General features: G+C 28.9%; 23 protein-coding genes. 10 read left to right on the top strand and 13 right to left on the bottom strand.

Going from position 1 to position 12,798, the window contains the following annotated elements:
* Positions 1-68: 68 nt before the first annotated feature.
* Positions 69-1,610, bottom strand: a complete 1,542-nt coding sequence (locus tag HA148_RS05435) for a metal ABC transporter solute-binding protein, Zn/Mn family (RefSeq protein ID WP_209130893.1) — start codon at positions 1,608-1,610, stop codon at positions 69-71.
* A 136-nt stretch (positions 1,611-1,746) separates the two neighbouring features.
* Between HA148_RS05435 and HA148_RS05430 the strand changes: the two genes are divergently transcribed.
* A complete protein-coding gene (locus tag HA148_RS05430; RefSeq protein WP_209130891.1) occupies positions 1,747-2,517 on the top strand; it encodes an ABC transporter ATP-binding protein in 771 nt (256 codons plus the stop codon).
* Between the two features lie 13 nt (positions 2,518-2,530).
* Here HA148_RS05430 and HA148_RS05425 read toward each other — a convergent pair whose 3' ends face one another.
* Positions 2,531-2,965: a Fur family transcriptional regulator gene (locus HA148_RS05425; protein ID WP_209130889.1), complete on the bottom strand. Its 435-nt coding sequence runs from the start codon at positions 2,963-2,965 to the stop codon at positions 2,531-2,533.
* Positions 2,966-2,982: 17 nt separating this feature from the next.
* On the opposite strand from HA148_RS05425, the gene HA148_RS05420 reads away from it, so the two are divergent.
* Positions 2,983-3,768, top strand: coding sequence for a metal ABC transporter permease (locus tag HA148_RS05420; protein ID WP_209130887.1), 786 nt, complete (start codon positions 2,983-2,985; stop codon positions 3,766-3,768).
* Here HA148_RS05420 and HA148_RS05415 read toward each other — a convergent pair whose 3' ends face one another.
* The 3 genes from HA148_RS05415 to HA148_RS05405 all read right to left on the bottom strand — a co-directional run bounded on the left by HA148_RS05415 (position 3,769) and on the right by HA148_RS05405 (position 4,612).
* Positions 3,769-3,915, bottom strand: a complete 147-nt coding sequence (locus HA148_RS05415) for a hypothetical protein (protein ID WP_011863089.1) — start codon at positions 3,913-3,915, stop codon at positions 3,769-3,771.
* A gap of 83 nt (positions 3,916-3,998) precedes the next feature.
* Positions 3,999-4,247 (bottom strand): hypothetical protein, encoded by a 249-nt coding sequence (locus HA148_RS05410; RefSeq protein WP_209130885.1) that lies wholly within the window; start codon positions 4,245-4,247, stop codon positions 3,999-4,001.
* A 218-nt stretch (positions 4,248-4,465) separates the two neighbouring features.
* On the bottom strand, positions 4,466-4,612 hold the full coding sequence (locus HA148_RS05405; protein ID WP_209130883.1) for a hypothetical protein: 147 nt from the start codon (positions 4,610-4,612) through the stop codon (positions 4,466-4,468).
* 492 nt (positions 4,613-5,104) lie between these two features.
* Here HA148_RS05405 and HA148_RS05400 point away from each other — a divergent pair, with 492 nt between their 5' ends.
* Positions 5,105-5,488, top strand: coding sequence for a DUF1499 domain-containing protein (locus HA148_RS05400; protein ID WP_209130881.1), 384 nt, complete (start codon positions 5,105-5,107; stop codon positions 5,486-5,488).
* Positions 5,489-6,098: 610 nt separating this feature from the next.
* On the opposite strand, the gene HA148_RS05395 is transcribed toward HA148_RS05400, so the two are convergent.
* From HA148_RS05395 to HA148_RS05385, 3 genes are all read right to left on the bottom strand, one after another.
* The gene (locus HA148_RS05395) at positions 6,099-6,506 is read right to left on the bottom strand and encodes an OsmC family protein (RefSeq protein ID WP_209130879.1); all 408 of its coding nucleotides are present in this window, start codon (positions 6,504-6,506) and stop codon (positions 6,099-6,101) included.
* A gap of 126 nt (positions 6,507-6,632) precedes the next feature.
* Entirely contained in the window at positions 6,633-6,875 is a 243-nt protein-coding gene (locus HA148_RS05390; protein WP_209130877.1) for a hypothetical protein, read from the bottom strand.
* Between the two features lie 282 nt (positions 6,876-7,157).
* Complete coding sequence (locus HA148_RS05385; RefSeq protein WP_032524652.1) at positions 7,158-7,364, bottom strand: hypothetical protein; 207 nt, start codon at positions 7,362-7,364, stop codon at positions 7,158-7,160.
* A gap of 181 nt (positions 7,365-7,545) precedes the next feature.
* Here HA148_RS05385 and HA148_RS05380 point away from each other — a divergent pair, with 181 nt between their 5' ends.
* A complete protein-coding gene (locus HA148_RS05380; RefSeq protein WP_209130875.1) occupies positions 7,546-7,920 on the top strand; it encodes a hypothetical protein in 375 nt (124 codons plus the stop codon).
* A 96-nt stretch (positions 7,921-8,016) separates the two neighbouring features.
* Positions 8,017-8,178, top strand: a complete 162-nt coding sequence (locus HA148_RS05375) for a hypothetical protein (protein WP_011818555.1) — start codon at positions 8,017-8,019, stop codon at positions 8,176-8,178.
* Positions 8,179-8,650: 472 nt separating this feature from the next.
* Here the strand turns inward: HA148_RS05375 and HA148_RS05370 are convergent, their stop codons facing one another.
* Both HA148_RS05370 and HA148_RS05365 read right to left on the bottom strand, forming a co-directional pair.
* Positions 8,651-9,412: a PAP/fibrillin family protein gene (locus HA148_RS05370; protein WP_209131075.1), complete on the bottom strand. Its 762-nt coding sequence runs from the start codon at positions 9,410-9,412 to the stop codon at positions 8,651-8,653.
* An 85-nt stretch (positions 9,413-9,497) separates the two neighbouring features.
* Positions 9,498-9,680, bottom strand: a complete 183-nt coding sequence (locus HA148_RS05365; protein ID WP_209130873.1) for a Nif11 family protein — start codon at positions 9,678-9,680, stop codon at positions 9,498-9,500.
* A gap of 238 nt (positions 9,681-9,918) precedes the next feature.
* On the opposite strand from HA148_RS05365, the gene HA148_RS05360 reads away from it, so the two are divergent.
* The 4 genes from HA148_RS05360 to HA148_RS05345 all read left to right on the top strand — a co-directional run bounded on the left by HA148_RS05360 (position 9,919) and on the right by HA148_RS05345 (position 11,158).
* Positions 9,919-10,098, top strand: coding sequence for a hypothetical protein (locus HA148_RS05360; protein WP_209130871.1), 180 nt, complete (start codon positions 9,919-9,921; stop codon positions 10,096-10,098).
* Between the two features lie 85 nt (positions 10,099-10,183).
* On the top strand, positions 10,184-10,369 hold the full coding sequence (locus HA148_RS05355) for a hypothetical protein (protein ID WP_245152020.1): 186 nt from the start codon (positions 10,184-10,186) through the stop codon (positions 10,367-10,369).
* Positions 10,370-10,672, top strand: coding sequence for a hypothetical protein (locus HA148_RS05350; protein ID WP_209130867.1), 303 nt, complete (start codon positions 10,370-10,372; stop codon positions 10,670-10,672).
* 306 nt (positions 10,673-10,978) lie between these two features.
* A complete protein-coding gene (locus HA148_RS05345) occupies positions 10,979-11,158 on the top strand; it encodes a hypothetical protein (protein ID WP_011818547.1) in 180 nt (59 codons plus the stop codon).
* 4 nt (positions 11,159-11,162) lie between these two features.
* Here HA148_RS05345 and HA148_RS05340 read toward each other — a convergent pair whose 3' ends face one another.
* The gene (locus HA148_RS05340) at positions 11,163-11,342 is read right to left on the bottom strand and encodes a hypothetical protein (protein WP_209130865.1); all 180 of its coding nucleotides are present in this window, start codon (positions 11,340-11,342) and stop codon (positions 11,163-11,165) included.
* Positions 11,343-11,478: 136 nt separating this feature from the next.
* Entirely contained in the window at positions 11,479-11,763 is a 285-nt protein-coding gene (locus HA148_RS05335) for a DUF1330 domain-containing protein (RefSeq protein ID WP_011376579.1), read from the bottom strand.
* Between the two features lie 78 nt (positions 11,764-11,841).
* On the opposite strand from HA148_RS05335, the gene HA148_RS05330 reads away from it, so the two are divergent.
* A complete protein-coding gene (locus HA148_RS05330; protein ID WP_209130863.1) occupies positions 11,842-12,384 on the top strand; it encodes a PAP/fibrillin family protein in 543 nt (180 codons plus the stop codon).
* 9 nt (positions 12,385-12,393) lie between these two features.
* Here HA148_RS05330 and HA148_RS05325 read toward each other — a convergent pair whose 3' ends face one another.
* Positions 12,394-12,687, bottom strand: a complete 294-nt coding sequence (locus HA148_RS05325) for a virion host shutoff protein (protein WP_209130861.1) — start codon at positions 12,685-12,687, stop codon at positions 12,394-12,396.
* Between the last annotated feature and the right edge of the window lie 111 nt (positions 12,688-12,798).

Below are 12,798 nucleotides of genomic sequence, written 5' to 3'. Positions count from 1 at the left end.
TTTACTAAATAAACAATAGTTTAATAATAGTAATAATAAGAAATGAAAACCGTTTTTATTAGAAAAATTTAATCTGAAAGTTTGTACCATTCAGACTCAAGATTGGAGCCAGATTCTTTATCACAGCTTCCACCTAATGAATCAACAATTGTACAAGTGTTGTGAACGGCTACTGAAACCGTATTACCATCCATCATCAATCCATCAACGAATATTTGATTAGAAGCTAAAGGAACTGAACTTTGTCTACTTAAGTTCCTTAATAACTTAGATGCTGGAATCTGTTCAGGAAATATTGCCTGAACATTCTCTTCATCTAACATTTTTAAAGTAGAACTTATGTTGTCTGGCCTTAAGCTTGAGGAGTCTCCAAGAAAGTCAAGTAAACTAATGGTTTCAAAACCAAATGCATCCCCGTAGTATTCCATTGCTTTGTGTTTAGAGACAATTACTCTGTTTCCCTCAGGAATAGAGTTTACTTGTTCGACGATCCAACTATCTAAGCCTTCTAAGAGAGAATCAGCTTTTTCGAATCTTTCATTAATTAATTTTCTGTCACCTCTATTAAAAACTGAAATATCTTTCTTTAAACTTTTGCTTATAAGATCTCCCATTTTTATAATGTTATGTGGATCATGCCAAACATGAGGATCTAGTCCTCCATGGTCATGATGATGATGCCCCTCTCCTTCGTCTGGTACTTGTGCTATTGGTTCTACATCACTATTTGAAACGTCTTTAAAAAAGTGTTGAGTTGCTTCAAACTCAAAAGGCATGTGTTCAGTAAAAAATATATATTGACCATCTTCTTTGATATCCACGTTAAAAACAGTACTTTCTTTTCTTTGATCAAAGTTAAGAACAAAAGCTTTATTACTTGCTATCAAAGTACCATCATTTTTTCTGCTTATTGAGTCTTTAGATCCTAATAGTTCTTTAGCTAAATCTTCAGACCCTTCTATGTCATTAGATTTGAGAATCACCATCTTCATTGCAGGATCTGCATATTCTCCATCGACTTTTTCAAATGACCATTTGTAAGAACCCTTAGAAAGTTGGAATTTGCCTGCCCATTCGAAAGCACCCTCAGCGTGATCATCATGTCCACCATGATCTGAGTGATCGTCGTGACCTCCATGATCAGAGTGGTCATCTAACTTAGCTGAATGTTCAGCGTGATCATCATGTCCACCATGGTCTGAGTGATCATCATGACCTCCATGATCAGAATGATCATCTACGTCTATTGCACTAACACCTACAACAACAGTATTCTTTTTATTTTCCCAATTTCTCATACTTGGAGTCATTTCTTTACCAAGAGTAAATACTTTGTCTGCGCTATTTAGTAATTGAGCTTGCCTTGGATTGATCTTTAAGTCATGAACATCTTGTTTTCTATCTACTAAGCATGTAACTTTGTCAGATGGTAATGCAATTGATTTAACTAAATCACAAACTAGTGGTTCTACAGCTACGTATGATTTTCCTTTAGCCATAACATCCTTCCCAAAACCAGAAAATATAATCGTTCCAGCGATTAAGGAATTTTTAATAATTGACTTACTCGAACCTGTTCTATTTGTTAAAATTCTTTTAAAAATTGACATGAAAAATAATTAAACACTTAAAAATGATAATCATTTTCATAATGCCTGACAAGCAAAGGTATCAAATGTTATGAAAATAATACGCAATTTGTATTATTGGTAAGCTTGTAAAGTGACTTTTTTAAATGATTAATTAATGGCTACTTTAGTCGCTGAAAATTTAACCTTTGCATACACAAAAAAAAGTAAGCCAGCTTTGAACAAGGTATCGATTGAGATTAAACCTGGAACTCTAACAGCGTTAGTCGGCCCAAACGGTGCTGGTAAATCAACTCTTTTGAGAATATTGCAAGGACAAAATACTCCAGATAAAGGCGAAATAAAAATTGACGGTGAAAATTTATATAGATCTAGAGCTCTTGTGGCACTCATGCCTCAAAGAAGTTCTATGAATTGGAAGTTCCCCATTACGGTTGAAAAATTGGTATCTCTTGGTCAAATAAAGTATTCAAAATCAAGAAGTAACAACCCCTTTCAAATTAAGACTCTTCTAGCATATCCAAATTCTTGGATTAATAAATGTTGTGAATTAGAGGCGACAATGCAAAGAGTAGGCATTGCAAATTTGGCTAATAGAAGACTCGATTCTCTTTCAGGAGGACAGCAGCAAAGAGCTCTATTAGCAAAAACTCTTATGTCCCCTGCAAAAATATTTCTTTTAGATGAACCTTGTGCAGCTTTGGACCCACCTGCAAAGGAAGATTTTCTAAAAATTGTTCGTCAACTTGCGGATGCGGGACTTTCTTTGCTCGTAAGTAGCCATGATTGGGGCGAGTCTTTAAATAACTATGATCAAGTAATCGTTCTTGATAAAAGTGTTTTGGCAGTTGGTAGTCCTGACCAAATAAAAGATAAATTAGAGGCTATAAATATTAGCTCTATAAACGAAAATAATTTCTGTGATTAGAAAATGTTCCTTTTTAATTCTGAGCTTGATAACAGTTTTGGCAAAGCCCGAAATATTCCAGGGTATGAAACAACAATTGGAATTTCTTTGGATTTGTTTTGGGTGTATGAATATCTTTTACAGGGCATCCTTCCATTTTTGATGTCTCACCACATTGAACACAGGTCAAATGATGAATATCTCTATCTACGGGAGTGTACAGAACCTCTCCTGTTGGGAGATGTCTAGAACGTATTAAGCCATGCTTTATCAGAACTTGAAGATTCCTGTAAACAGTCGTCAGTCCCATAGCCTTTCCGCTTTCTATCAATTGTCTATGCAACTCTTGACCAGTCAATTCATCATCACATTTATTAAGTTCTTCAAGAAGTTGTTCTTGTCTTTTGGTAATGTCAGACTTAGTTACCATTGTTTCCGAAATCATTTTTTGTCTCGTATTTTTGATCATACCGAATCTTTCGAATAATGTCTTTTATTAATAACAACTGGTGGCTGGTTCCATTAATAATAACTATATTCTCCGGGATCTTATGCCCAGCTATGGGAACTGTATTAATCACTCATAAGAGATTATTACAAGTTAATTTAATCTCTCATTGTGTGTTGCCTGGACTTGCTCTCGCATTAGCGCTCGGTATACATCCCTCAATTGGTGGCGTTATAAGTGGTCTTCTGGGCTCAGTAATTGCGGAAAGTTTAACTAATAGAAAAAGTGAAAATTATGAAGCAATAATGAACACAATATTAGCCGGAATGCTTGGGTTTGGAGTCCTTATAATCCCTCTACTCGGAATAAGGATTGATTTGGAGGCAGTATTATTTGGCGATTTATTGACAGCAAATTTTGGAGATTTACTTAGAACAATAATTGCTTTTTTAGTATTTATACTTTTAATGACTTTTGGATATGAAAAGGTTGTTTATGTGGGATTGGATCCAGAAGGTGCATCCGCGAGTGGTATAAACGTTTCTTTATTAAATCTTGCTTTAAGTTTTACAACGGCATTAGTAATTGTTAGTTCAATGTCAGCAGTGGGAGTAATTCTTGTTATTGCTCTTCTTTCTACTCCAACTCTGTTAGGGCTAAATAAGGCTCATAGTTTAAGAATTGCAATGATGAAGTCTTCATTTTTCGGATTATGCATCTCACTTCTGGGCTTTATTCTCTCTATAGTCTTTAATCTTTCGCCTGGACCTGCAATTAGTGTTATTTGTGTTGCATCTCTTTTGATTCCTAAACTTCGCAAATAATTAAATCTTAAATGTCCAATCAGAGTTTAATGCTTGAGCTTCTGGATTGTTTTTTAAAGCTACTTCCATAGCCTCTTTTTTATTATTAGCTATAACAACTTCATCAAATTCCTTTCCATTTTTTTTGAGACTTACTTTGAAACGCATAAAAATTTTTTAATTAATCAAAAGTTAACCACTAAGCAACTAGAGTTAAATACTTTTAAAAGTTAATTGATGAAATAGAAACATTAGTTATTTTGAAGTTTTTCTACTACAGATTCTTTGTCAATTTTAGCTACATCCTGTAATCCATTGGCATTAAACCAAGGAGCGTTTTCCCAATTAAATCCTTCCCCAAAAGTATTATCGGGAGCAGCTACGTACCAGTGACACGATGAATCGGGAACATCTACAGCACATTTTGACCAGTCTGCTTCCCATTGTGGAACTTGTACCCACATTACAGATGCTAATAAAAAAGAAAAAATAAAATTCATAATTATCGGTTAGCAAAATTTTGAAAGGTTTTTTTCACATTCTTTCTTTCTTTTCTTCCAGTAATTCTCAAGTATTTGATATTTATGCTTATTTTTAAATTGACTTAAATGAATATTATTCTGATTAAGAACTGTAGTACTTTTGATTTTCATGACTCAAGCTGTCTGTGTAGAACATATTTAAGACATTTTATAGATTTTTTGAAGTGGATTTATACTTAATTTTTGTCTTGCTTTTCCGTAGGTAAGTATTTTTCGGGATTATTTTCAATATAAGTAAGCGAATATTTGACAACAACTACTATTACTGAAAAAAGAGCAAATGCCGAAATAATAAAAATGATTGTTTTGTAAATGCTTTTCATGAATTTTTTGTTTTTGATTATTTTTTCATCAACTTCCAATTTTTTTAAAAGATTTAAATAATTAGTAATTTATACTGTAGCCTTTTAAATTACCTACGGAGTAAATTAAATACATCAGAAACTCCTCACACACTTTTTTCTGATAACTTTAAAAGTACTCGATCGCAATGTTTGAGTACTTTTTGCATTTTTTGTGATGTGACAGTTAAGATAGAGGTCTATTAGGTATTACATTATTTGGATTTTGGTGTGATATTAGGATTGTGTGTAGGAGGAATTGATTTATTTCAGTGGAAACAAGGAAACACTTGGTATAAATCAATTTTAAAAAGATCTCTCTCTGAGAGGTCTTTTTTTTTTGGATTACTATAAATTCATATTAAATCCAGAATATATAAATATATATATGCTTTCTTCAAAAATAATGAGATGGGTCATTAACTAATTAGTAATTTAATTCGTTAGATTATGTGTTGTTAAATTCTTCTGTTAATGAAAATACTTTTTTTAGCAATATTACTTTGTTCAAGCTTTTTATTCCCTTCTTCATCATTTGCCTCACATATAGAACTAAAACCTTGTGTAGAGATTGCTCATTGTGTACGAGAAGAATGGGGGGTTAACAATATTGAGAAACCTTTTGAAAAGATTAAAACATTTATCGAAAACACTCCAAGAACTGAGATTGTGGAGATTGATGGCGATTATCTACATGCTGAAGCAACTAGTAAATGGATGAAGTATGTAGACGATTTAGAAGTATCCTTTCTTCCTAATTCAAACATCTTGTCAATAAGATCAGAATCAAGAGTTGGAGAAAGTGATTTGGGAGTGAATCAAAAAAGAGTTGATTTACTAAAATCGAAAATGTTTTAAGATAAAAAGTAAAAAATAATAATTTATTTTTTTTTGTATAACTTTTCCTTTTTTAAAAAAAATTAGCCGATAAAAAAGTGATAATTATCATCATGCCTCGATAATGGCAAATTTATTAGATTTTCTCTAAAAAGATGATCATAAATTTTATATATTTATTGTTATCTAGTTTTGTTTTTTTCTGGTTTTTTATAAACATTAAAAAATATGGACTTAAATGGATAATCAAAGGTGTTTTTCAAATTGGAATATTGGTATTATTCATTGGAGGGTTTTTCAAAATATTTTTGACCTTACCCCCTAATTTATTTATAAAAATATTTTTTCTTATTATTTATACATGGTGTACTGTTGGAATAAATGTAAATTTCATGATCCCTTTGATTAGTTTGATTGATCAAAGAATAGTGAATAAATAAAACTTAAATAAATCTATTTCCTTTATCTCCATTATTAAAATTTTTGTGATTTATTTTTTCCCTTTTGAAAGTCTTTTTCTTGTATACCTAGTCTTTAATGCCAAGTCTGTGATTATATATATTCCAGATAAAAGAATGACTATTCCAATAAAGTATTTCATTATTTCTTATGTAATTAATATGTTTGAGATTTATTCATGATGCCAACAAATTTTAATATCTATTTCTTGAGATAAATTTCTTGTAACTGGACATTCTTTGGAAGCTTTTTTTAAGAAATCAATAGTTTCATTAGAAGTGCTCTCTGGTATAAAAATATCTATTTTTAGTTTTTTTATCTTCCTCTCGCTATTTTGTGTCATTAGTTTTTCAATATTTAAATATATACCTTTCAAATCAAATCCTTTAGGTTTAGCTTTGATTGCCATAATGGTTAGCAGGCAAGTACCTAGAGATGTCGCTAATAAATCAGTTGGGGAAAAACTTTCACCTTTACCACAGTGATCTAAAGGTGCATCCGTTCTAATAAGACTTCCAGATTGTAGATGAATAGCCTCACAGTTTAAATTTCCTAAATAAGAGCATTTCACTTTAGTCATTTTAAAAAAATTAAATTAGGAGAATATTTTTAATAAAAAATTACTGAACATAAAGAATATTGATTAGAAATTTTTTATTTGTATATTAATGGAGTATTAAGGAAATTCATCATTCAAGTTTTGAAATCAGTTCTTATATCCATATTCCTCTAAGCAATACTCAATTAATTCAATTGATTTATTAAGAGTTCTTTTATTTTTATTTTCTAGATCGAAACATTCATTTAAAACACGTATAGATTCATTTAAGAATGATTCTTCTTTATTTCTTAAATCTCTAACTTGATTTATATAAAATAATTTTTTAATCCCTATAAGGGAAAATATTATTATTGATATTGTAAAAATTGCTATTTTGACTTTATTCATATAATTATTTATTACAAATATTTTAATTTATTTAATATCTAAAAACTTTACATAGCAGATAGAACTAAGTAATTACATATGTAGCTGCTGTTATTGCAATAGCAGTAAGTGATATGAATATGTATGGAACAACCTTTATAGGTATATATAGATTATTTTTAGACATAACTAGAACCTTTAAAAAAATTTTTACATTCCCTTTAAACTTTATTAGTCTTCAAATATACAAATTAATTTTCTTTGCAAAAATTCAATCCTTTTTAAAGATTAACAAATTTATATTCATTGAATTTTCATTAAATAAAGTATCTCTAAATCCTGTCTTGAGTCCGATATTTTTCTTTTTAAGAAGATTAATTCTTCTTGGCTCATTTTTGATTCTTTTATCATCAATTCTGCTTGTTCAATAGCATGTTCTATATTTCTAATTTTAATTTCTCTTATTGAGGGATTATCTTTACATGCTTTTTTAGTATTCGCATCTAACATATGAATTAAAGAAAATCATCTTGAATTTAATCTAAATTAAAACTTCATTATGCTACAACCGCAAATTTAATTAAAATAAATTATAATTTATGAAAGAACTTTAACCTTAGCTAACCCTCTCTTCAATTGATCGAGTGGGTTTTTTTTATAGTGTAATATACTCCTAGCATTTAATACTAATTTGGAAGATTCAAAACTTAATCCTGATGAAAATAATTCAATCGAATCAGCCCCCAATTTGAATGAAGACAATAAAGATCTTAATGAGGGGAATAAAAAAGAAGTAAATGTTGCGGCATTTACAGAATTTCTAGAGAAAGCAAGCAATCAAGATTCTTCAGAAGAAAAAGTAAAACTTGATTCTGAGCAACAAAAACTAAAAATTGACAAATCACTTTTTAAAAGATTTCTTAATAATGGATTTGATGGCATTTCAACTAATCCAAACTATAAAATGTTGGCATTATTAATAATCCTTTTAATTAATTTGTCTCTATTTTTTGTAATTGGCAATATGGGTAAAGCGTTTTTAAGAAATGCAGGAATTATGGGTTAGAAATTAATTTTTACTTTTTGGATATTCATCTTTACAATTTTGATTCTTCAAATGAAACTGTGATATTTTCTTGTCAAATTAATATTTAAATAAAATTTGGATAATAAAGAGCCAGAAAATCCAGTCGTTTATCTTTCTAATTTAGTCAAGAAATTAGATGTTAAAAACAGAAATGGTTTAGTAGCCTTAGCAATAGTAAATCTTTTAGTAATTCTTTTATTTAAATTTTATTTAAAAGGATCAGGATTATTATCTTGAATTTGTCTGTTGGTATTATTATTCAGCATTCTCAAATTGCTTTGCTAATCTAAATGCCTTCTTAATTATGAGAAAGCCACCATATGCTGCTGCCAGTAAAGGGAAAACTATTAAAGGGTTAGGGGAATAATCTGAATAATTTTTTACATCCTCAACATATTCATACCCTGAACATTTAAGAAAAATAAAGCTAAAAAATGTGATACTCCAACCAATGATTGATAAAAAACCACCTTTTTTATCTCCTTCGTAGAATCTATCTAGACCTAAGCCCCATCCTCCTATTAGGAATATTCCTCTAACAACTGAATTTTTTCTTGATTTCTAAGCATAATAAAAAAATGTTCAATATGAACTTAACCTATTTGTATTTAAGTTGTGAGATGTTTTTGTTAATTAATCTTTAAAATAAATTTTTAATGGATTTATTCTATAAATTACTAAAAATATTAGTCAGTCTTTTAATTAATATTTAGATTTTATTTGAATTCAACAAGGAAATTGAAGGCCTTATATAAATAAAAATAGACCCATACATATCCTGCATAATTCTCATTTCTTCGTCTAAATATACAATTGAAACCTGGCAATTTGGGGATTCTTTATTCCAAGGTAACTTATTCCATACCTCTTTAACTGGATACCATCTATCCATAAGTAATTCACTAAATAATGGAATCTTATTAAGTCCATCAACTTTGGAAACTTTTGTCTTTTGTAAGTTCATTTCAAGTAAATTATTTCTTAAAACTAAATCACTTGCTAAGGTAATTACTCTTCCACCAAAAGTAGGCAACAATTTGAACCAACCTAAGATAGGAATTGTTGTGAGCCCAAATATTGTAGTGTCAAAAGTAGATATAAATTCTTTTTTGTCAAAATCAATCTTTTGAGCAATTCTTCCAATAGTTGATATACCAAAGGATCCTACTTGCAACTGATGTAATTTAAAAAAAAGATTACTTTTAAATTCATCATTTAATGCCTTTTCAATAGCAAGGAAAAATGGAGAACTTCGAAATAATTCAACATTAGAAAAAATCAATTCCCACTCTCCAGACAATAATTTTTCTGATATTTCAAAATTAAAGTCTTTTAGAGCATCAATAAATTCATCCATTTCATTAGCTTTTTCCTCATACATCGGAGAAATTAATTTATTTAATCTTTGACCTCTATCTGTAACAGCAGCTATTTTATATATATTTGACTTTATCTCTCCAATTTCTTTCATAACTCCAATACAAGAAATACTAATCAATCTTAGGAATTTAATTTGAAGTTGATGGCAATTTTAATAATGCTGGTAATAAAATCAATTAATATTCTCCCCACCTTTTACCAATGTCAAAACCCCATTCAGTAGTTAATTTAATTACTTCATCATGATTCTCGCATTTTGAAAGGGATAACTTTTTACTAGGATTATTTTTTATTAGCTCAGCAATTTGATTAAGTTGCTCTATTTTTTTTAGAAAATTACTTAGATCTTTATCTGACATTTATCTAGGAAGTAAATTTTTGATCATAAGTAAATATGTAATAAAGAACCCAGGCAACACCAATAATCAGAATTGCAATCATTATATTTACTGACCAAACTACTTCTATCATGTAATTTTTTTTATATTTTTAATATATCCAAAATTCAAACTAAATTAACCGTTAATAATTCAAATCTAAAACAATACACTACCACTAACAAGTATATAAGATAGTCTTAAGTAGTTTAAAAAAAATATGGGAGAAGCCAAGAGAAGGGAAGAATTAGGCTTACCGCCTAGAGAAAAGAAAAAGGAAAAACAAACATCGAAAAATCAACTAAACCAAATTTTAAATAAATATCCTTATTTACCTTTCATTTTAGGTTTTTCATTACTAGCAATATTAATTATCGATTTAGTTAATTTCTACAAATAGATATAAAAAAAGGGGATACTTTTAGCAGAAGAGAAGATTATCTTCGCAATTGCGAAATTATTTTTCCATAATAAAAATAAAACTTATGAAACTGATTAACACCTCATGTGCCTTAATTTTAGGGGTACTAACTTTATTTTCAATGTCTAATGCAAATGCAGGAGGCTGCAGTTCTCATACTGAGAAGAAGGCAGAAATCGAATGCTTTTCTGATGATAAAAAATGTATAGATACGAAAGAAAAAGAATCACTATACAAAGTTGAGGCCTAAATGTTTGATAATCTTGGAACTGCTCTAGTTCAGGCATTAGGCTTCTTTGCTGTTTTTGGTTTTTTTGTATATCAAACTTTATTTGCAGATAGCAAACCCAAAAATACAAAATTAAATCCTAAAAAAACAAAGATTTCCAAAACAAAAGAATCAATTAAAAAGGAACCTAAAAAAGGGTTATTTAACAGAAAATCTAAACCTGTTGAAGAGAATTTGCCAGTCCAAAAAAAGGGATTATTTGGGAGAAAAAAAGAAGTTATTAAAGAAGAGATTAAACCAAAGAAAAAAGGTTGGTTTAAATAGTTAAAGGTACTTAAACTCATTTTTGATATCCTTTATACAAAAACTTAATTTAGTAACTTTATAATTAATGATAGTTAATATTGAAAATGAACCATAGAGAAATCACAAAAAAATATAGTGAGTTACTCAACAAGGCTGAGTTTGCTAACGGCCGCAAGGAAGTTGTAGGTCTTTTAAAGAAAGCTGCTAAATTGAAATCTCAGATTGAAATCAATTAATAGATCTAAAAATTCGTTTAATTCTAATTGTAAAAAATTTTTTTAAATAAGTTTTTACATGAGATAATCTGCATAGATTATTTTTCTTATGAATAAAAAAGGTTATACAACCGAAAGCGGTGGTAGGCAGAATGGTTTCGCAATTGAACCAGAAATTAATCCCATATCAGAAGGCGAATCAAAGAAATCCATTTTTTTATTTATTGGAATATTGTTACCTTTTCTAATAGGCGGTTTTTATTATTTAAGGACTCTGAATATATTCTGATATTTTATAAGCCTTTTCTAGCGATATATTCTTCTGAACTTACTATATCTTGCATTAAGCTCTCTGATGAAGGATTAAATCCATTTTGCTCTAAAAAAGATTTAACCTTTTCAAATTTTTGCTGAATTTTTTTTGTATATGGGGTTGTCATCAAATAATCATCTTTTTCTGTTGAATAGTTCATTTGACTAACGGATTACTTTTACAATTAAATTTTGCAAAATATATTATCGCTAGTGAAGTTATAAATATTACATAAATAATTTAATAGTAATAAATACTTATAAGTTGTTTGTGTGAGATCGCTATTGGTTGATTTTTTAGAGAGTACTTATAGTAACTAGTTCCATTAAATCTCTGGACTGAAGATATTTTTGAAATACTTCAGAATAAAATGCTTTTTTAGCAGCAAATTTTGATTCGAATTCAATTACTAATCCAAGCTGACCTCCGTCCCATTCATTTGAGGTTGATTCTTGTATCAAATCTCTTTTTACGATTACTCCTCCCACAGATTTAATCCAAGGTAATACTGTCCTTATATATTCCAGAAATAAATCAGCATTTGGAATTGAAATTTTCTTTAGCCAATAGCTCTTTGTCATCAAACCAACATATTCTGGGTAGAATATAGCACATTGAGGTAAGTATTAATCCTTAGCTATATACTCAGCGGTTATTAAATGGAATCCGAAGATGATTTATTAAATTTACTTCTTAAATCTCCAAATTCAGAGAGTATACAGACTATTGCCGAACAACTTGAAATTGATCATAATTTTTCCTTTAGGAAAGGTAAAAATGATTTACAGGGTGTTTGGGAGCTTAGGTGGAGTAGTTCTAATAGTCCCTTTTTAAAATATTCTCCTTTTATTGATAATCTTCAAATTCTTGATCCCTTTAATTTGTCTGGTCTTAATTTACTTAAACCTAAAGGAATAAAATCAATTATTGGTACTGGTATTTTATTAAGACTTAATTACATAAATGAAAAAAAAATTGGGGTCAAATTTACACATGCTGGTGTTATAGGTCCTAAATTCGGAAGAAAAAATATAAAGGCTATGAAAGAAATAAAAAATGAACAATTAGGTTGGTTAGAGATAACTTATTTAAGTAATAAGCTTAGAATCTGCAGAGGTGATAAAGGAACATTATTTGTTTTAAGAAAAATAAATTCACCTACTTTATTCAAGAATTTTAAGGAATTTATTAAAATCTATTAAAAAAATAAATTAATTCTTTATCCATATAGTCTTTAATACGAAATAAATTGGTAAATATTTAAAAGATTCTTTAGGTATTTCATAACTTAAGAATTTTAGTGCTTCTTCTAACCAGTAACCAATATCAAATCCTAAAAGAATTTTTTCTACAACAAACCAAAATTCTTTATCAAATATAATTCTGAAGTTTAAGTAAATATATTCCCAATGAAAGGTATTCCAATATTGGGTTAAAAATGAAGATAAAATAAGCCAAAGTGATATAAATATAAAACTTTTAAAAAACTTATAAAATTTTTTCATATACCAGCAACTGTCTTATTGAATTTCAAATATCCCTTATTATTATTAGGATCAAATTTTATTTCCATGAAATATATCCAAAAAGATATAAAAACATTTAGAAAATAGTAA

The sequence above is a fragment of the Prochlorococcus marinus XMU1405 genome (genome assembly GCF_017696275.1).
In the GTDB taxonomy this organism is placed as follows: Bacteria; Cyanobacteriota; Cyanobacteriia; order PCC-6307; family Cyanobiaceae; genus Prochlorococcus_A; species Prochlorococcus_A marinus_AB.
Note: the sequence above shows the minus strand (reverse complement) of the source record. Positions and strands in the feature narration are given on the sequence as shown.